Genomic DNA, 17,823 nt, shown 5'->3' with positions numbered 1-17,823 from the left:
CGGCGTGGCACCGCACCCGTGCGGACCACAGCAAGGCCGAGGCAATGGGATGAACCGACCCGGCGTTGTCCGCTTGTTTAAGCCTGATTGAGGAAAGCCGATGGTTTCCCGGCCGACCGAAGATACGTCCAATCGGCGAAAGATATGATTTCGCCGGGAACCCGAAGCCTTTGCAGCGCGGCTCAACGGCGGGGACCTTCATGCTCCGCGCCTCATTCACAGAAGGCCGGATACTCTCCCAAAGATCGCCGGCTGAAAAACTCCATCACTCATCAGCCACCTCCGGCCTCCTGCTAGGTTCAAACGCTTGGCACACCGCACCGGCCCGCCGCTGCATGCTGACTTATTTTTGGTAGCGCGCGGCTGTGAGGCCCTCCAGTGAGATTTCGGGCGTCCTGCCCAGCACTGTGTCCGCGACCGCACGCCCTGAACCGCAGGCCATCGTCCAACCCAATGTTCCATGACCGGTGTTCAGGAACAGGTTTTCATACCGTGTCGGCCCCAAGACCGGTGTTCCATCCGGCGTCATGGGCCGCAGACCTGTCCAGCCTTCCGCGCGCGAGATATCCCCGCCCTTAGGGAACAAATCGCCGATCACATGTTTGACCGTATTGGTGGCATGTGGCCCTAAACGGTTGGAATAGCCCGCAATCTCGGCCTGGCCTGCAACACGGATGCGGTCGCCCAGCCGTGTGATTGCAACCTTGTGGGTCTCGTCCATAATCGTGGACTGCGGCGCGCAGGCATCGTTTGTCACCGGCAAAGTGACGGAATAACCTTTTACGGGATAAACCGGCAGTTTGATCCCGATAGGATTCAGCACGCCCGTGGCATAGCTGCCCATGGCGCAAACATAGGCATCGCCCGAGATGCGCCCGGCAATCTCGGTATCAACGCCCGCGATCTTGCCGTTCTCGACCGCGATGGATCTGATCGACTGGCCGCATTGAAACTCGACCCCCATCCCGATGCACTTTTCGGTCAGCGCGATGGTGAACATCCGGCAGTCCCCGGTGCGGTCCGCAGTCAGCCGCAGACCGCCGACGAATTTACTCCGCACTTCGGCCAGCGCCGGCTCAACGGCGATACAGCCATCGCGGTCCAGCACTTCGTAGGGAGAGCCGTATTCCGCCAGAATGTCCTGATCGGCCTTCGACGCTTTCAACTGTTTCGCCGTGCGGAACAGCTGCAAGGTGCCCTGCTGCCGCCCGTCGTATTCGATGCCCGTTTCAGCGATCAGATCCGGCATGACGTCGCGCGAATAGCTGGACACACGCACCATGCGCCCCTTGTTGACGCGGTAGCTTTCCTCGTTGCAGTTGCGCAGCATCTGCGCACACCATTTCCACATCACCGGGCTGATCAACGGCCAGATAAACAGCGGGCGGCGTTTCATAAACATCCATTTGACGGCCTTCACCGGAATGCCGGGGGCGGCCCAAGGCGAGGTCATCCCATAGCTGAGCTGCCCCGCGTTGGCATAACTCGTTTCCTGCCCCGGCCCCATCTGGCGGTCAATCACCACGACTTCCGCGCCTTGCTTGGCCAGGTAGTAAGCGGTTGTGATGCCGATGACGCCTGCGCCCATAACGACGATTTTCATAGCAATTTCCCTTATTGCGCAGGGCCGGGCACCATTGGCACCACACCTGCAGTGAATGTTACTGCTGCCCCTTTTCCCTCCGGAATACGGGGCCCAAGTGTTATCGGGATCGTGGCACCCTGCACTCCCCGCGCAGGGTTGACGGATCCGAGATGGAAACCGTCATATGCCATTGATCTCCAGGTTGCTTCTGACTGGTCATCGCCGGCATCCGCCGGTGATTTCCACCTGCCCCCCCATGAAAGCCCTCCCCTTCGCACAGGCGGTCCGGCAGGACCGGCTGAAATCTCAGCATGCCATCCGCAAGCCCCGCAAAATGTGGAAAATCATCCACGCTGATCACGGTCTTCGGGATGCCGTTGGCGGGACTTCCGATGCGGGGTGGAGATGGACATGGGGCGTCTCCTCTTGCGGACTTGCGTGGCGTTCGCAGGGCCTAGATCGAAAGCTCGACTCCGCTCACAATCAGTTTGCTGATGGACCCGTTCTCGCACAACAGCGGTGCACGTTGGCCGACCCGCATTCCTATCAACGTCGCTCCAAGCAACGAGGCAACGGGGATAACGCCGCGGATTGGCTCCGGCCCCGCGCGATGAAGCAGCAAACCGGTCTGTGGAGCTTCGCCGTCAACGGCATAAGTTACATGGCTTCCACCCACCGCCAAATCACTGCAATGCACCTCGGCAATCAGCCGGGCGTTCATCAGTTTGTTTGCCAGCACATAGGACAGCAGGGCCGTCTGCGGCAGCACTGCGGCCGCGCAATCGCCGAGATGCTCCTGCAGTTTCCGGTGATCCGCCTCGGGCAATGTGATCGGCGTGTTGCGCATTCCCCTGAAAACGGCCTGGTCAGGACCTGTAGTTTGCGTGGTTGGAAATGGATCGAACATGGCTTCTCCTCGGGTGAAGGCGCCCCGCTTGCGTATCAGAGTAATGAGAAGGCCCCGGGAGATATGGCAGGCGCCGTCGCGCCTAGTCCGCCCGGGGAAGCGGGCGGTTCAGCAGTAGAAATCGCAACAGATCTGCATGTTCCATCATGGTTGGGAGCCTATGACCGAGGAACGCATTCGTCAATCAGTCCCGGTATTATACGCGCCGCGTCTGATCTCGTGAACCAGGCGGTGCTGGCTGAAGAAGCCCATTTCGGGTGGCAGGCATAATGCAATCTGGCATCTGCGATGGGGACGAGCCGGGCATGAGACTAGATGTGGAACGAGGAAAAGAAGTCCTTTGCACATTCCAAACTGACAGCACGCGCCAGTATTTAATGTGCAAAGAAGGCACGACGAACTTAATCCGGCAAACCTCCAGCCCGGGCGGAAACTGCTGGCACTCTGGCTGCCAGAGCTTCGCCGCGTTCTGCCAGGCGAATGAACTGCGACATCAACCCTCCAATCTCTCCCTTGGATTATTCCCCTGAATGATTGCCATAACCACGGGGACTTCCGGCAGTGCAAAGTGCCGTCGGCAATCAGCCAGCGCCTCCCCGCCGGTGCTGCCGCGAGAACCGAAGCACTGCGCGCCTTAAAAGACCCCGGTGGGGCGCAGTGGTGAAGGTGGAGCGGATCCCTCGATCCGGAACATCAGTTTTTTGCAAGAAGCGCTTCCGGGTTCAGGCCACGCTGTTCGGCACTCGCGCGCACAGCCTCCTGCAAGGCGGCGCTTCTTTTCAACAGAGACCGGAACCGTGCAACGTCCAGCACAAGAAGCGTCGTCGGAGCGATCGCGCGGGCTTCGGCACTGCGGGCGTTCTTCGACAGGATGGCCACCTGCCCGAACATTTCGCCCCTGCCCAGCCGCCAGGTCTGACCGGCTGTTTCCAGCTCCACAGCACCGGAGGCAATGAAGAACACACTTTTCACAGTGCCGTCCTTGCGCAAGACGATGCTGCCGGCATTGGCATAGCGGGTTTTCAATGCGCGTCCCAGTTGCCGGATTGTCCTGTCGTCCATATCCGCAAACAGGGGGAACTGCCGCACAAGTTCAAGGCGCTGCACGGCGATGTCGAGCTGCGGGCGATCCTCTTCCTGGGCGCGGCGCGCCATCAGGTCCTGCATCAGGGTTGTGTGGACTTCCGCACCGATCAAGCCGTCCTCGCGCATGGCAGTGTATTCCCGCTCCTCAAGCCGAAGTGCGGTGCGCCGGATGAAGCGCCGTTCCAGTTTCTCGGCATAGCCGGGGTATTGCAGCCGCAGGCCATCCAGCGCCGTTTCCACCATTTCGATCCGCCGCGTGAGCATTTCGAGCAGAAGGTCTGCAACCCGCCGCCTATGAATACGGCGGATGCGGCCTTCGATGAAGGCATCGAGATCGCGCAGGGTCAGCCGTTGCGACAGCAGAAGCTCGAACCGGTCTGCCGTCAGCCGCACAAGCGGGGCCGACAGCCCCAGCCTGCCGTGAAGCAGCCCTGCCAGCCTGAAGGCGCGGCCATAGGCGACCGACCTGCGCGCAGCCTGCTGATAGCCGTTGCGCCCCTTTGCGCGCGCGCCTTCGATCAGCCTGTCAGCATCCAGCAAGGTCTTTTCCGCCATGCGGGCCGAAATCGTGCGTTCGCGGACGCGCTGGATAATCGTGTCCCGTTCAAAACCGGCAAGCGCGATCAGCCCCAGGGTGATCCGGTCGCGATCCAGGATTTCCTCGCTGTCTTCGGTGGCTTTCACAGCTTTGTCCAGCCGTTCGCCGAACAGCTTTGCCTCGGAGCGCACGACATCGCGGGGCAGAGCGTAATCTTCGGTTGTCCGCGCCACATCCTCGCGGACGGTCTGCAAGGCAACGGCGACCACTTGCCGCGACATCACCTCGTCAATTGGTGACAGGCGGTCAAGCCCCAGCCTGCGGATGACGGTCCGCAGCGTCGTTCCCTGCACCAGCAGCGTGAACAGGGTGAATCCTGTTGCAAGGATACCGACCAGACGCTTGACCTCGTCAGGGACAAGCAGGCTTTCGGTGACGGCAAGCGCCAGTGCAAGGGTGACAGCACCACGCAACCCGCCCCACAGGATCGCAGTCCGGTAGGCCGGTTCGACAGCGGGCGACACCTTGATCAGGGTAAGCAGGGGCAGCAGCCCGAACAGGATGACCGCACGCGCCGCAATCGCCGCGAGGATTACAACACCGATCAGGACAAAATCGTAAAGCTGAACCGCTTCCAGCAGCCGGGGGATCAGCAATGCCGTAAGGATGAAGATCAGTGCACCGGCCCAATGAGCCAGCAAATCCCAAACCTCGCCCAGGCTGGTCCACGCCTGGGGCGGCAGGCGCCCCGGCCCGGCCAGGTTGAGTGTCAATCCCGCGGCAACGACAGCGATCACCCCAGACGCGCCGACAATTTGTTCCGACCCGATATAGGCAAGGTAGGGCAGCGCAGCGGAGACCGAGATCAATGCCAGCTCATGCGCGCCGAACAGCGCCATCATCCAGATCGCGATGCGCGCTGCCAGCCAGCCGGTCAGCGCACCGCCCAGGATCAGAATAGGAAACTGTGCCAGGGCCTCGCCCAGGTCCGGGTCCGGCACCCCCAGCATCACAAAGCCCATGAACAGTCCGAACAGTGCGATGGCTGCGGCGTCGTTCAACAGGCTTTCACCTTCGATGATCCGGGACAGGCGGCGGGGGGCCGAGATCGACCGGAAGATCGAAACCACTGCCGAGGGGTCGGTTGTCGAAACAATCGCACCGACCAACAGGCAGGCGGCCAAGGGCAGCGCACTTGTCCAGGACAGCGCATATCCAACGCCGAGGGTCGCAGCAACAACTGCCACGACCGCCAGAACCATGATCGGAACCCAATCGTCCAGCATCCGGCGCAGGTTCATCCCCAGCGTTGCCTGAAACAGCAGCGTCGGCAGGAAGATGTAGAGAAAGACGTTCGAGCTGATCGGCAGGCCAAGTATAGCCTCTGCCACCGGATTGAGCGCATCGGTCAGTTCGGTGCGCAGGAAAAAGATCGCGCCCGATCCGATGAGGATACCCAACACCGCAAGGATTACGCTGTAGGGCAGACGCAGGCGCGCCGCCAGCGGCTCTGCGGCACCGATCACAAGAAAGAGCGATGCAATCACCGCAGAAATAATAACGATATCCATGAGATAGGATTATCTGAAAACTGCGGAAGCAGAAACCGCTCTTAGAGGCTAAGCACGCCGATTTCATCAGGGAAAACGGTGCCGCATTGCACCGGCACGAAGCCCCCCTGCGCTCAGGCGACGGTTGCGGTTTGCCGATCGAGGCCTTTCCGGCCAAGCAGGATGCTGCCGGGAATCATCGCGTCACACTGCCGGCTGCCGAGCAGGGCGGCGGCAGCCTCGGGGTTTGGGCTTCATCCGCCTGCGGCGGGCAGCGTCTTGCAAATGTTGCGGCAATTCTACAGCCACGCTTCGCCGGATACGGCCGGCGGAGCGGGCCGCACCGAAGGCCGCGGGAAAAACGCTCCCGAATGACCCGCCGGGCAAGCTATCCATCAGCGCGCGCGCGCACCGTGTGCAATGCCGTTTGCACCAGCGGGTCCAAATCCGTTTCTCCCTTTGCGGCATAGCTGATCAGCTGGCTGCGCATCCGCGGCTCCCAGAAGTCATTGATGTGGGCCGCCACATTTTCGGCCTGGCCGCCGCCAGGCTGGGTTTTGAAGAAGGTGGCAATCTGGTTGGCCATCATCACCATTTTCTCAGGCGACATGTTTCTCTCCGTTTTTGATCCGCTCAGGGCAGGAATAAAGGTCAAAGCCGCCGCCGCGGGCAAAAGCGGCGAGTGTAAGGTTTGCGCCCTGGGCCAGGCGCAGCGCATGGGCGGTGGGGGCGGAAACAGCAATCAGGCTGCGGGCGCCGGCCATCACGGTTTTCTGCACCATTTCGACCGACACCCGGCTGGTCAGCACCATCGCGCCGGATGCCGGATCCATACCGGCGCGGGCAAGCGCACCGATCAGCTTGTCCAATGCATTGTGGCGCCCGACATCCTCCCGGGCGAGGACAATACCCTGCCCCGGCAGCAGGAAGCCGGCCGCATGGGTGGCATGGGTCTGGTCGTGGAGGGGCTGGTGGCTGCGCAGCGCATCAGCCGCTTGGGCAACTTCGGCGGCTGCAAATACCGGACCGCCCGAAGCCAGCACCGGCAGCGGGCGCAGCGCCTGGTCCAGGCTGTCGATACCGCAGAGCCCGCAGCCCACCGGACCCATCATCGCCCGGCGCCGTGCCGTCAGCGCTGCAGCGCGCTCCGGCGGCAGCCAGAAACGGGCCTCGATGCCGCCGCCATGCTCGGCGGTTTCGAACTCGGAAATTTCACCCAAATGCCGGACATAGCCCTCGCTGAGGGCAAATCCCACGGCAAAATCCTCGATATCCTGGGGGGTCGCCATCATCACACCCTGGGTGCTGCCTTCGAATACCATGGCAACCGGCAGCTCCTCAGGCAGGCTGCGCAGCACCGGGCGCTGCCCGTCACAGCGGACGGACAGGCCGGGCAGGCTTTGGCTTGGGCAGAAGAGCGTCATCACGCTACTCCGCTGCGGGCAGGATGCGGCGCGACCGCTGGGCCTGGGCGGTGTAATCCTCCTGCCAGCCCGTCGGCCCGTTCGACAGGCTCACCTGCACCGCCGTCACCTTGTATTCCGGGCAATTGGTGGCCCAGTCCGAGAAGTCGGTGGTGATCACATTGGCCTGCGTGTCCGGATGGTGGAAGGTGGTGTAGACCACGCCGGGGCTGACGCGGTCGGTCAGCTCGGCCCGCAGCGTGGTCTCGCCCGAACGCGAGGCCAGTTTGATCCAGCCGCCCTGTTTCACCCCCCGCACCTCGGCATCGTGCGGATGGATTTCCAGCACGTCCTGATCGTGCCACACCACGTTTTCGGTGCGCCGGGTCTGGGCGCCCACGTTGTATTGGCTGAGGATCCGGCCGGTGGTCAGCAGCAGCGGGAAGCGGGGACCGGATTTTTCATCCGTTGCCACATATTCAGTGACGATGAACCGGCCCTTGCCACGGACGAAGCCATCCACATGCATCAGCGGCGTGCCTTCCGGATGCGCCTCATTGCAGGGCCATTGGATCGAGCCCTTCTCCTCCAGCAGCGCGTAATCGACCCCAGCGAAGGAGGGCGTGGTTGCGGCGATCTCATCCATGATCTGCGCCGGGTGCGTGTAGGTCCAGCCCGCGCCCATCGCATTGGCCAGCAGCTGGGTCACTTCCCAGTCCGCGTAGCCGTTCAGCGGCGCCATCACCTTGCGCACGCGGTTGATGCGGCGCTCGGCGTTGGTGAAGGTGCCGTCCTTTTCCAGGAAAGTGGAGCCGGGCAGGAACACATGCGCGTAATTCGCGGTCTCATTCAGGAACAGGTCATGCACGATGACGCATTCCATCGCCGCAAGCCCCGCCGCCACATGTTTGGTGTCCGGGTCGGATTGCAGGATATCCTCGCCCTGGCAGTAAAGCCCCTTGAAGCTGCCCTCGACGGCGGCATCCAGCATATTGGGGATGCGCAGACCGGGTTCGGGGTCGATCTCGACGCCCCAGGCTTCCTCGAAAACCGCGCGCACCTCGGGGCCTTTCACATGGCGGTAGCCCGGCAGCTCGTGCGGGAACGATCCCATGTCGCAGGAGCCCTGCACGTTGTTCTGGCCGCGCAGCGGGTTCACCCCGACGCCCTTGCGGCCGATGTTGCCGGTCAGCATCGCGAGGTTGGCGATGCCCATTACTGTGGTCGACCCCTGGCTGTGCTCGGTGACGCCCAGGCCATAGTAGATCGCGCCATTGCCGCCGGTGGCAAACAGCCGGGCCGCGGCGCGCAGATCTGCCGCCGGAACGCCGGTCAGCAATTCTGTTGCCTCCGGGCTGTGACGCGGCTCGGAGACGAACTCGGCATAGACCTGGAATTCATCCCAGTCGCAGCGCTCCCGGATGAAGGTCTCGTCCATCAGCCCTTCGGTCACGATCACATGCGCCAATGCTGTCACCACGGCAACATTGGTGCCGGGGCGCAGGGCAAGGTGCTGTGCCGCCTGGATATGCGGCGATTTCACCAGGTTGGTGCGGCGCGGGTCGATCACGATCAGTTCGGCACCGGCGCGCAGGCGCTTTTTCAGGCGGCTGGCAAAGACCGGGTGGCCGTCGGTCGGGTTGGCGCCGATCACGATCACCACATCGGTATGCTCGACCGAGTCGAAATCCTGGGTGCCGGCCGAGGTGCCGAAGGTCTGGCCCAGGCCGTAACCGGTGGGCGAGTGGCAGACCCTGGCGCAGGTGTCGGTGTTGTTGTTGCCGAACACTCCGCGGGCCAGTTTCTGCACCAGGAAGGTTTCCTCGTTGGTGCAGCGGCTGGAAGTGATCACACCGATCGACTTCTTGCCGTGCTTTTCCTGCAGCCCCCGCATCCGGGCGGCAGCGAAGCCCAGCGCCTGCTCCCAGGAGACCTGGCGCCAGGGCTCGTCGATGCTGTCGCGGATCATCGGGTTCAGAATGCGGTCCTTGTGCTTAGCATAGCCATAGGCGAACCGTCCCTTGACGCAGGAATGGCCGCGGTTGGCCTTGCCGTGCTTGTAGGGCACCATGCGGACCAGCTCATCGCCGTTCAGTTCCGCCTTGAAGGAGCAGCCGACGCCGCAATAGGCGCAGGTGGTGATCACCGAGCGCTCGGGCGTGCCCAGTTCGATCACCGATTTCTCCTGCAATGTCGCGGTCGGGCAGGCCTGCACACAGGCGCCGCAGCTGACGCAGTCGGAGGCCAGAAAATCATCCGCCGCGGTGCCGGCGCTGACCCGGCTGTCGAACCCGCGGCCTTCGATGGTCAGGGCAAAGGTGCCCTGCACCTCTTCGCAGGCGCGCACACAGCGGTTGCAGACGATGCATTTCGCCGGGTCGTAGCTGAAGTAAGGGTTGCTGTCGTCCTTGGGGATGTACTGCGGGTTGGCCTCGCCGTTCTGGCGCGCCTCGAAATGATTGGCCAGACCGCTGCCCGCAGGGGCCTGATAGCGCACATCGCGCAGGCCGGTGACGCCGGCCATGTCCTGCAGCTCGCAATCGCCGTTGGCGGCACAGGTCAGGCAGTCCAGCGGATGATCGGAGATGTACAGCTCCATCACCCCCTTGCGGATCTTCTTCACTTTCTCCGACTGAGTGCGCACCACCATGCCCGGCGCAACCGGCGTGGTGCAGGAGGCAGGCGTGCCGCGGCGGCCGTCGATCTCGACCACGCAGAGGCGGCAGGATCCGAAGGCCTCAAGACTGTCTGTGGCGCACAGTTTGGGGATCTGGAACCCCGCCTCGGCGGCGGCCCACATGACCGAGGTTCCCTCGGGCACGGTGATATCAAAGCCGTCAATGGTCAGGGAGACCGGGGCGCCCTCGCGCGCCGGGGTGCCCATGTCGCGGTCACTGTCCCAGGGGATGATCAGGTCTTTCATTCTGCAGCCTCCTTGGCGGTGGCGAAATCTTCGGGGAAATGGGTGAGTGCGGACATCACCGGGTAAGGGGTGAACCCGCCCAGAGCGCAGAGCGAACCGTCCGTCATCGTCTCGCAAAGATCGGTCAGCAGCGGGATGGCGCCGGGGTCGCCAGCGGCGATGCGGTCGATGGTTTCCACACCGCGCACCGCGCCGATCCGGCAGGGGGTGCATTTGCCGCAGCTTTCCACGGCGCAGAATTCCATCGCAAAACGCGCCATCTGAAGCATGTCTGCGCTGTCGTCGAACACCACCATGCCGGCATGGCCGATCAGCCCGCCTGCGCCGTCGAACTCCTCATAACCGAAGGGTGTATCGAATCTTTCGAGAGGCATGTAGGCGCCCAGCGGCCCGCCGACCTGCACCGCCTTCACCGGCCGGCCGGAGGCAGTGCCGCCGGCGATGTCCAGCACCAGCTCGCCCAGCGGCATCCCAAAGGCAGTCTCGAACAGCCCGCCGTGCTTCACGTTGCCGGCAATCTGCACCGGAATGGTGCCGCGGGACCGGCCCAGGCCGAAGTCCGCATAATGCTGCGCGCCCTTCTCAAGGATCACCGGCACGGTGGCGAGGCTGATGACGTTGTTGACCACGGTGGGCTTGCCCAGAAAGCCTTGCAACGCGGGCAGCGGCGGTTTGGCCCGCACCACGCCGCGCTTGCCCTCGAGACTGTTCAGCAGCGAGGTTTCCTCGCCGCAGACATAGGCGCCAGCGCCCACGCGGATTTCCATGTCAAAGGCCCGGCCCGCCCCCAGAACATCGGCGCCCAGGACGCCGTTTGCACGGGCGATGCGGACTGCCTCCTGCATCACGCGGATGGCATCGGGGTATTCCGACCGCAGGTAGATATAGCCCTTGGTGGCACCCACGCCGAGGCCGGCAATCGCCATCCCCTCGATCAGGCAGAAGGGGTCGCCTTCCATGATCACGCGGTCGGCAAAAGTGCCGCTGTCGCCCTCGTCGGCGTTGCAGACGATGTATTTCTGATCCGCTTCGGCCTGCCGCACCGTGTTCCACTTGATCCCGGTCGGAAACCCCGCCCCGCCGCGGCCGCGCAGACCGGATTGGGTGACCTCTTCCACGATCTCCGTGCTGCTCAGGCCCGCCGCCCGGCGCAGCCCGGCCAGACCGCCATGGGCCTGGTAATCGTCCAGGTTCAGCGGATCAGTCACGCCGCAGCGGGCAAAGGTGAGCCGGGTCTGCCTGGCGAAAAACGGGATCTGCTCAACCCGCCCGAGGCCCTTCAGGGTGCCGTCCAGCAGCGCGGGCACATCGGCGGGCAACACCGGGCCATAGCCCACGCGGCCTGCGCCGCGGTCGATCTCCACCAGAGGCTCCAGCCAGATCATGCCGCGGGTGCCGTTGCGGATCAGTTCAATTTCCAGCCCGCGGCTGGCGGCCTCGGCGATGATCGCTGCGGCCACGTCATCAGCGCCCAGCGCCTTGGCGGCGCTGTCCATGGGAACGTAGATCTTCATGCCCCGGCCTCCGCCAGCAATTTCGCCATCCGGACCTCATCCACGCGGCCGTGAACCTTGCCATCCACCATGGCGGCCGGGCCGCAGGCGCACAGCCCCAGGCAATAGACCGGCTCCAGGGTGACCGCGCCATTTCCGGTTGTGCCGTGCCATTCGACACCCAAGCGGGCGAGCGCGGCCTCAGCCAGCGCATTGCCCCCCACCGCCTGGCAGGCCTCAGCACGGCAGATCTTCACCACATGGCGGCCTGCAGGCACCTCACGAAAATCGTGGTAAAAGCTAATAACGCCATGTACTTCCGCCTTGGAAATATTCAGCGCATCCGCAATCAGCGGCGTGGCCTCCTGGGGAATGCGGCCACACGCATTCTGCAATGCATGCAGAATGGGCAACAGCGCCCCTTCAAGGTGCAGATGGTCCGAGATGATTGCGCGCATGTCCTGATCGGACGGCGCTGGCGTTTCTGGTTGCATAGCTGGCCTCCGGCAATTTGCCTGAGAAAAACCAGAACGTGTATAGCCATATCAATATCGCTATTTCGTTGAGCGATAGGGAGTTTCTATCAACCAGCCTTCGACATCCGCCGCGCTTCGGTCAGAAGTGCCTTTAATACAGGGGTATGAGGCTCCCGGTACGGGGCAACCAGTCCGACCGAGTGAACGACTTCGGCCACCTCCATGGGAATGATTTTCAGCGGCTTTCCCGCTGCCAGAGACCGTGCCATATCCGCCGGAAGCACGGTCATCCAGCCGCCATCCTCCACATTCACGGTAAGAACAATGGTCGAATTCGACTCGATCCAGGCTTCCGGGCTCACTCCTGATTCGCGAAAATTCTTGTCGATGATCCGGCGGTTCTGCATATCCGGCGTCAGCAGGCAAAGCTTCTGCCCGTTCAGTTCCGCCCAGCCAACCGTCCTGCGTTCCGCGAAAGGTGAATCGCGATGGCACACCAGCATGTAATGCTCCCGGTACAAAGGCACCGAGCTGACCTTGCCCATCGGCTCATTGTCGAGATAGGAAATACCTGCGTCGACCGAGAAATTCTCGATCATCGAGAGGATCTCCGCCGAGGTGCGGGAAAGAATCGTGAAGCGCACCTTCGGGTGTTTTTCGCTGAAGCGGGCTGTCAGTTTCGCCGCCCAGGTCAGCGCTGTCGGGATCACGGCGATGCGCAGCTGGCCGGTCAGGCCGTGCCGGGAAAAGCGCATCTCCTCTTTCAGCTGCCGCGAATCCCCGACGATTTTCCTGGCCCAGGAGAGAGCGCTTTGCCCTTCCGGCGTCAGCCCGCCATAGCGTGATCCGCGGAAAATCAGCTGCACGCCCAGCTGCTCTTCCAATTGTTTGACACCCGCAGACAGCGTTGGCTGGGTAATGCCAAGCGCCGCTGCAGCGCGCCCGAAATGCTCTTCCCTGGCGACCGCGATGTACATCTCAAGTTTATCGAGCATGATGGAATTCTTCTATCGATGTTGGGTGCTTCACCATGACTACCGGAATGGTTGCAGTTTGACTGCACTGGAAACCGGCTTGCACGGCTGCTTTTGCGGCGCGTGGCTGGCTTGGCACAGGTTTCCCGGGAGTAGCGGTGTTTTGCGGCATTGGCTGGCGCCGAAGAACCGCCCAAGCGGGAAACCGCGGGGTTGGACTTGGGCGGTTCCGCTGGGTCTATCGGGATTTCAAGCGGTTGATTGGCCTGGCTCCCGCCGGACAGACCGGGCGGGCTTCCCTCCTGCCGGCAGCTTGGGCTTCCTTGACAGCTGCAATGGGCCAGTCAGCGCAAACAACCGCAAAAGTACGTTCCGTCAGCGCTGCAGCCAGTCGCAACCAGCGCAATACTGCCAGGAACAAATCCGGGGCGCATAACCAGACCGAACTTGCGCCGCCGGTGCTCAGGCTGGTCAGCCCGCCAGTCCGGGTGCGTCTCGAACACGATCCAACTGTCCACGGTGGTCGTATGCAAGGGGATCAAAACCCGGCCAGCCATCCTGCGCCACTTCACCCGCAGGTGGTCAACCCGACCCTGTTTTGGCGAACCTTTCGCCAGCTTCGGTGAGAATGGAATCCAAAGGAATGTCATGCGGCTGCGGGAATATTGTCGGAAGCCGCGCGCTATCCAGGCCGATGCCGATAGCAAAGGGGCGCGGCGATATTGCCGCGAGGGTCCGGTCAAAATATCCGCCGCCATAGCCCAGCCTGAAACCGCCAGGGGCCCAGCCCACCAGCGGCGCAAGGGTAATTTCCGGAGACAGCACGGGGGATCCGGGCGGTGGAACCGGAATGTTCCAATCGCCCCGCACCAGCTGCGTTTCCGGCGTCCACAGCCGGAACACCAGCGGCGCCGCCTTGGTTTCGACAATGGGCAGGGCAATCGTGGCGCCCTCGGCGTGCAGCTCCGCCATCAGCGGGCGCAGGTCGGGTTCGCCCTTGATCGGCCAGTAAAAGGAGATGACATGCCCGCCTGCGCCGCCGAACCGGGTCCGGAGCAGCTGCCGCAAATGACCGGACAGCGCAGCGCCCGCCGCCTGGCGGGCCGCAACCGTCCTGGCGAGCCGGTCTGCCCGCAGCCGGCTCCGTTCGGACTTCCGCCAGCGGGCAACTTCCGCGGCCCCCTGCGGGGCGGAGGGCTGCGAGCCGTAAAGGCCGGTTTCCGCCGCCATGCAGGGCGATGAGGCATAGCCTTTCTGTTCGCGCGGGGTATCGGAATTGCTGCTCATTGGCCTGCTCTCCGGTGGGACAGAAGCGGCCGGCCCAGGACGCGTTCAGCCCCGGCAACGATGTCCGCGATACGGTCGGCTGCCGGCACGACCCCGCGGATGGCGCCCGCGCCCTGGCCTGCAAACAGAGCCATTGCCTCAAGGTCGCCGGTGGTGGTCCGCAGGGGGGAATCCGTGCTGAACCGCAGGCGCGGCTGGGAGCCGTCCCAGGCGATTGCCTCCCGCGGGAGGGCGTCCGGATCGTGGCCCAGATAGGTGCCGCCGAGCGCCTTGGTCACGCTGTTCTCCAGCACCCGCACCGCCGCGCCTGCCGGCCAGTTCAGCACGAAGACATCGGTCAGCACGGTGTCCGCGCCGGTGGCGGCCGCAACACGTTCCTTGTGGTAAGGGTGGGCAAAGGCTTCTTCGGTTGCAAGGAAGGCAGTGCCGCACTGGATCCCGGCGGCGCCCATCGACAGAAACCGGGCCAGGTCCTCGCCGGTGGAGAGGCCCCCTGAGGCAACAACCGGTACGGACACCGTTTCCAGGATTGCTTCGGTAAGGCCGCGGACCGGGCGGCGGCCATGGACGTGCCCGCCCGCCTCGATGCCCTGTGCGATGATCACATCCGCGCCGGCGGCTTCGGCGGCGCGGGCAGCCTCAACCGTGCCAACCTGATGCAGGACAAGGCGGCCTGCCGCCTTCACCCGGGCAACGGCATCGGGCACGACGTCCCAGAAGAAAGTGAAGGCAGGAACCCCAAGGTCCAGGCAGCAGCCGAGTTGCGCGTCGAGCAGGGCGGGCTCGGTCGCCGCAGGGATGACATTCACCGCAAAGGGGCGGTCTGTGGCAGCCCTGAGGCGGGTGACCTCTTCGGTGATCAGCGCCGGGCTTTCGCGCACCATCCCCAGCATGCCAAAGCCGCCGGCGTTGGCGACGGCTGCGGCCAGTTCCCAGCGGGACACGCCGCCCATGCCCGCTAAAAGCACCGGATAATCGCATCCCAGCAGACCGCAAAGAGGGGCGAGCTGGAGGTTGTCACCATTTTGGCCGCTCATTTCAACTCCACTCCCCCTGTTGTCATACTGTGAAAATGGCACCCGGAATAAGCCGTTTCACTCCATTTTTTCCCTTCGCAGCAGTCAGCTCCGCAGGGTCGCCGGCAAGACCCGCTGCATGTGGGTGCACAGCATTTGCGAATGCTGTGACTGCACCGGCCTGACCGGCTTGCTTTGACTTTGAAGCTACGTGCCCGAATTGGTACAGTAAATACCTATTTGTGCGGAAAGGGAGCTGCATGCGTCTTACATCTTTCACCGATTACGGCCTTCGAATGCTGATGAGGATGGCAAGCCAGCCGGGACAAGGCTTCTCGACAGCCGAACTGGCCACGGAGTTCCGCCTGTCCCGGAATCATCTGACGAAGATCATGCAGCGGCTGGCGAGCGCCGGAATCGTTGAGACCCGGCGTGGCGCCGGTGGCGGTGCCTTTTTGCGGATGCCTGCGGAAAATATCCGCCTTGGTGATGTCGTGACATTGCTGGAGCAAGGACAGGCGCTGGTCGAATGCTTTGGCGACGGCGGGGGCGATTGCACGATTGATGGCCGCTGCCGTCTCAAGGCCCGCCTGCGTCAGGCAGAGGCGGTTTTCCTGGACGATCTGAACCGGACGACACTTGCGGATATCGCACTACCTGCTCAAACCGCTGCGTGAGACTGCTCCGGCTCGCGCCGTAAATGCGCGCCCTTGGCCTGAACGGCCTGCAGGCCGCCGGTGTCAGAAGCGGTGGAAATGCATTCCCCCTCAGGCCACCATTGTTCGGGATAGCGCAAGATCCATGCACGGCCTGAAGAACTTGTCGAAGCTGATGCTCAAACCCATGGCGGCGCCAAACGGGTTGGCGCCTTCATGGCAGCAATCGCGGTTCTGACCGCTGTCCAGGCCAAATGGCGGCCGAACACGGGCCGGGAACACAAGCCGCACAAAGCGACCTGGTTCATACTGGTAATTGAACCGGCAGCTTTGCGGAAACAGCTTTCCCAAGGCGAGAGGCAACGAACAGCACGCGACCAGCCAAAGGCCGGCCAGATAAGCAAACCCGGACGAGGCTGCCAGTTCCGCGAGCCGTTACCGGACTTCAACCTCAGGCAGCCAACCGGTTTTGCGCGCCGCGCAGAAGCAGGCCGATAATGTCACTGCGCGTGAGAATGCCTGCCAGGCCGCCATCATTGGTTACCGGCACGGTTTGCACCCCATGCTGCGCAAGCCGGTTCAGGAGGGTGCCGACCGGAAGGTCATGCGGGACACTGCCGGCAGGCGGCTGCATCACATGCTTCGCGGTCAGTTTGCCTTGGCGTACGGGGCGGAACTTTCGGCTGCCGTCCCGCATCAGCGCATCGATCAGATCGCTTTGCAGGATGAGACCCACGAATTTTTTGTTGCCGTCCACAACCGGAAGGCTCTTGACGGAATGGCGGCGGAACAACTGTGCAATCTGCGCCACTGGTACATCGGGCGTCACAGTGATCAGGTTCTGCGTCATGATGCTGCCGCAGGTTACACCTTCAAACCGGTGCTGCGCGGCTTCCTCCTCCGCGGCGGCAAGCAGCCGCCCCAGATCTGCTACGCCGATGTTGGTGGATTGATGGAAACGCTCCAGCAACTCTTCCAGCTCCTCATTGCTGAGCCCCAGGCGGATCTCTTCCGGCTGCACAGGCGTCTCCACGGATTGGCGGAACGGGTACTTACGGCCTGTGGCCCGGTTATACAGCACACCTGTCAGGACCAAAGCAGCCGTCAGAAGGCCAACAGGCACGATCGCAAAGGCAAAACCCGCATCAAGGACCGGCACCGGGTCCAGTGCCGCCAGCAAGGCAATTGCCCCGCCCGGGGGATGCAGGGCCCGCGCGATCATCATTGCAAAGATGGCTGCAGCCACAGCCAATGCTGGTCCCCAGGGCATCGGCACGGTTTGCAGGACGGCAACCGCTGCCACGGCGGAAATAACATTGCCGCAGATTGCCGACCAGGGCTGCGCCAGCGGCGAGTTCGGAACGGCATAGATCAGAACTGCCGAGGCGCCCAGAGGGGCGAGCAGGCGCATTGGAACCCCTGCAATCTCCGGCCAGGCAAGCGCGAACATCGCGCAAACACTCATCCCGGCCGCGGCGCCCGCCGACGTGCGCAGGGTTTCCCGCATCTGTGCTGGCGGCAGAGCCGGAGAAAGATGACGCAAGAGATTTGACTTCAGCTGCATGGTCCCGCCTGCCCGGAAATGAATCACCCGGCGGCAACCTGCACATAAAACAGTCATTTTGAAAACATTTTATCGCCCGGCAACGCTGCAGCGGCGGGCGGTGCGGCACACAGATGTTCTACCAGCGATGCCGCATCCCTGATGCCATTGCCGGCAGCCGCGGTAATCCGGAACCCTAGCCAGGAAGACGGCATGCTAAGCCGCGTTTCGTCCTTGTTTGCCAGTCAAAGACCCGATGCGGCTTTCGGTTGGCGGACCGAACGGGACCGGCAACGCAATTTTCAGGCTGTTTCCCGTAGAGCATAAGCAGGGCCTTGCAAGCGCGCCTGGCTGTGGCAAATCCAAAGAGCACATTGCCAAGACCC

At 63.1% G+C, this 17,823-nt stretch carries 13 protein-coding genes; 1 reads left to right on the top strand and 12 read right to left on the bottom strand.

All coding sequences use genetic code 11. The features are described 5' to 3' along the window. Positions 1 to 343: 343 nt before the first annotated feature. From METH_RS01475 to METH_RS01420, 11 genes are all read right to left on the bottom strand, one after another. Positions 344 to 1,603 carry a D-amino acid dehydrogenase gene (locus METH_RS01475; RefSeq protein WP_024088622.1) on the bottom strand — a complete coding sequence of 420 codons (1,260 nt, stop codon included), beginning with the start codon at positions 1,601 to 1,603 and terminating at the stop codon, positions 344 to 346. A 436-nt stretch (positions 1,604 to 2,039) separates the two neighbouring features. Then, complete coding sequence (locus METH_RS01470) at positions 2,040 to 2,492, bottom strand: hypothetical protein (RefSeq protein ID WP_156927428.1); 453 nt, start codon at positions 2,490 to 2,492, stop codon at positions 2,040 to 2,042. A gap of 693 nt (positions 2,493 to 3,185) precedes the next feature. Beyond that, complete coding sequence (locus tag METH_RS01465) at positions 3,186 to 5,687, bottom strand: cation:proton antiporter (RefSeq protein ID WP_024088620.1); 2,502 nt, start codon at positions 5,685 to 5,687, stop codon at positions 3,186 to 3,188. A 367-nt stretch (positions 5,688 to 6,054) separates the two neighbouring features. Beyond that, a complete protein-coding gene (locus METH_RS01455) occupies positions 6,055 to 6,276 on the bottom strand; it encodes a formate dehydrogenase subunit delta (RefSeq protein WP_024088618.1) in 222 nt (73 codons plus the stop codon). After that, positions 6,266 to 7,090, bottom strand: coding sequence for a formate dehydrogenase accessory sulfurtransferase FdhD (fdhD, locus tag METH_RS01450; protein WP_024088617.1), 825 nt, complete (start codon positions 7,088 to 7,090; stop codon positions 6,266 to 6,268). Before fdhD ends, METH_RS01455 begins: the two co-directional genes overlap by 11 nt. Before the next feature lie 4 nt (positions 7,091 to 7,094). Further along, positions 7,095 to 9,992 carry a formate dehydrogenase subunit alpha gene (gene fdhF / locus METH_RS01445; RefSeq protein ID WP_024088616.1) on the bottom strand — a complete coding sequence of 966 codons (2,898 nt, stop codon included), beginning with the start codon at positions 9,990 to 9,992 and terminating at the stop codon, positions 7,095 to 7,097. After that, positions 9,989 to 11,506 carry a formate dehydrogenase beta subunit gene (locus METH_RS01440; protein ID WP_024088615.1) on the bottom strand — a complete coding sequence of 506 codons (1,518 nt, stop codon included), beginning with the start codon at positions 11,504 to 11,506 and terminating at the stop codon, positions 9,989 to 9,991. The genes fdhF and METH_RS01440 overlap by 4 nt, the downstream gene beginning before the upstream one ends. After that, the gene (locus tag METH_RS01435) at positions 11,503 to 11,943 is read right to left on the bottom strand and encodes a formate dehydrogenase subunit gamma (RefSeq protein WP_245602941.1); all 441 of its coding nucleotides are present in this window, start codon (positions 11,941 to 11,943) and stop codon (positions 11,503 to 11,505) included. Before METH_RS01435 ends, METH_RS01440 begins: the two co-directional genes overlap by 4 nt. Positions 11,944 to 12,068: 125 nt before the next feature. Beyond that, a complete protein-coding gene (locus METH_RS01430; protein WP_024088613.1) occupies positions 12,069 to 12,956 on the bottom strand; it encodes a LysR family transcriptional regulator in 888 nt (295 codons plus the stop codon). 561 nt (positions 12,957 to 13,517) lie between these two features. Then, positions 13,518 to 14,222 carry a 5-formyltetrahydrofolate cyclo-ligase gene (locus METH_RS01425; protein WP_024088612.1) on the bottom strand — a complete coding sequence of 235 codons (705 nt, stop codon included), beginning with the start codon at positions 14,220 to 14,222 and terminating at the stop codon, positions 13,518 to 13,520. Further along, complete coding sequence (locus METH_RS01420; RefSeq protein WP_024088611.1) at positions 14,219 to 15,259, bottom strand: NAD(P)H-dependent flavin oxidoreductase; 1,041 nt, start codon at positions 15,257 to 15,259, stop codon at positions 14,219 to 14,221. Before METH_RS01420 ends, METH_RS01425 begins: the two co-directional genes overlap by 4 nt. A gap of 239 nt (positions 15,260 to 15,498) precedes the next feature. On the opposite strand from METH_RS01420, the gene METH_RS01415 reads away from it, so the two are divergent. Beyond that, positions 15,499 to 15,915 (top strand): RrF2 family transcriptional regulator, encoded by a 417-nt coding sequence (locus METH_RS01415; protein ID WP_024088610.1) that lies wholly within the window; start codon positions 15,499 to 15,501, stop codon positions 15,913 to 15,915. A 430-nt stretch (positions 15,916 to 16,345) separates the two neighbouring features. Here METH_RS01415 and METH_RS01405 read toward each other — a convergent pair whose 3' ends face one another. Next, positions 16,346 to 17,401, bottom strand: coding sequence for an HPP family protein (locus METH_RS01405; protein WP_156927427.1), 1,056 nt, complete (start codon positions 17,399 to 17,401; stop codon positions 16,346 to 16,348). Positions 17,402 to 17,823 lie beyond the last annotated feature (422 nt).

The organism is Leisingera methylohalidivorans DSM 14336 (assembly GCF_000511355.1).
In the GTDB taxonomy this organism is placed as follows: domain Bacteria; phylum Pseudomonadota; class Alphaproteobacteria; order Rhodobacterales; family Rhodobacteraceae; genus Leisingera; species Leisingera methylohalidivorans.
The sequence above is the reverse complement of the archived record's forward strand: the minus strand, read 5'-3'. Positions and strand labels throughout refer to the sequence as shown.

What these genes read in the sequence shown, in the direction of transcription:
- METH_RS01475 (WP_024088622.1), bottom strand. Translation starts at nt 1,603, where the DNA reads ATGAAAATCGTCGTTATGGGCGCAGGCGTCATCGGCATCACAACCGCT.
- METH_RS01470 (WP_156927428.1), bottom strand. Translation starts at nt 2,492, where the DNA reads ATGTTCGATCCATTTCCAACCACGCAAACTACAGGTCCTGACCAGGCC.
- METH_RS01465 (WP_024088620.1), bottom strand. Translation starts at nt 5,687, where the DNA reads ATGGATATCGTTATTATTTCTGCGGTGATTGCATCGCTCTTTCTTGTG.
- METH_RS01455 (WP_024088618.1), bottom strand. Translation starts at nt 6,276, where the DNA reads ATGTCGCCTGAGAAAATGGTGATGATGGCCAACCAGATTGCCACCTTC.
- fdhD (WP_024088617.1), bottom strand. Translation starts at nt 7,090, where the DNA reads ATGACGCTCTTCTGCCCAAGCCAAAGCCTGCCCGGCCTGTCCGTCCGC.
- fdhF (WP_024088616.1), bottom strand. Translation starts at nt 9,992, where the DNA reads ATGAAAGACCTGATCATCCCCTGGGACAGTGACCGCGACATGGGCACC.
- METH_RS01440 (WP_024088615.1), bottom strand. Translation starts at nt 11,506, where the DNA reads ATGAAGATCTACGTTCCCATGGACAGCGCCGCCAAGGCGCTGGGCGCT.
- METH_RS01435 (WP_245602941.1), bottom strand. Translation starts at nt 11,943, where the DNA reads ATGCGCGCAATCATCTCGGACCATCTGCACCTTGAAGGGGCGCTGTTG.
- METH_RS01430 (WP_024088613.1), bottom strand. Translation starts at nt 12,956, where the DNA reads ATGCTCGATAAACTTGAGATGTACATCGCGGTCGCCAGGGAAGAGCAT.
- METH_RS01425 (WP_024088612.1), bottom strand. Translation starts at nt 14,222, where the DNA reads ATGAGCAGCAATTCCGATACCCCGCGCGAACAGAAAGGCTATGCCTCA.
- METH_RS01420 (WP_024088611.1), bottom strand. Translation starts at nt 15,259, where the DNA reads ATGAGCGGCCAAAATGGTGACAACCTCCAGCTCGCCCCTCTTTGCGGT.
- METH_RS01415 (WP_024088610.1), top strand. Translation starts at nt 15,499, where the DNA reads ATGCGTCTTACATCTTTCACCGATTACGGCCTTCGAATGCTGATGAGG.
- METH_RS01405 (WP_156927427.1), bottom strand. Translation starts at nt 17,401, where the DNA reads ATGCGGGAAACCCTGCGCACGTCGGCGGGCGCCGCGGCCGGGATGAGT.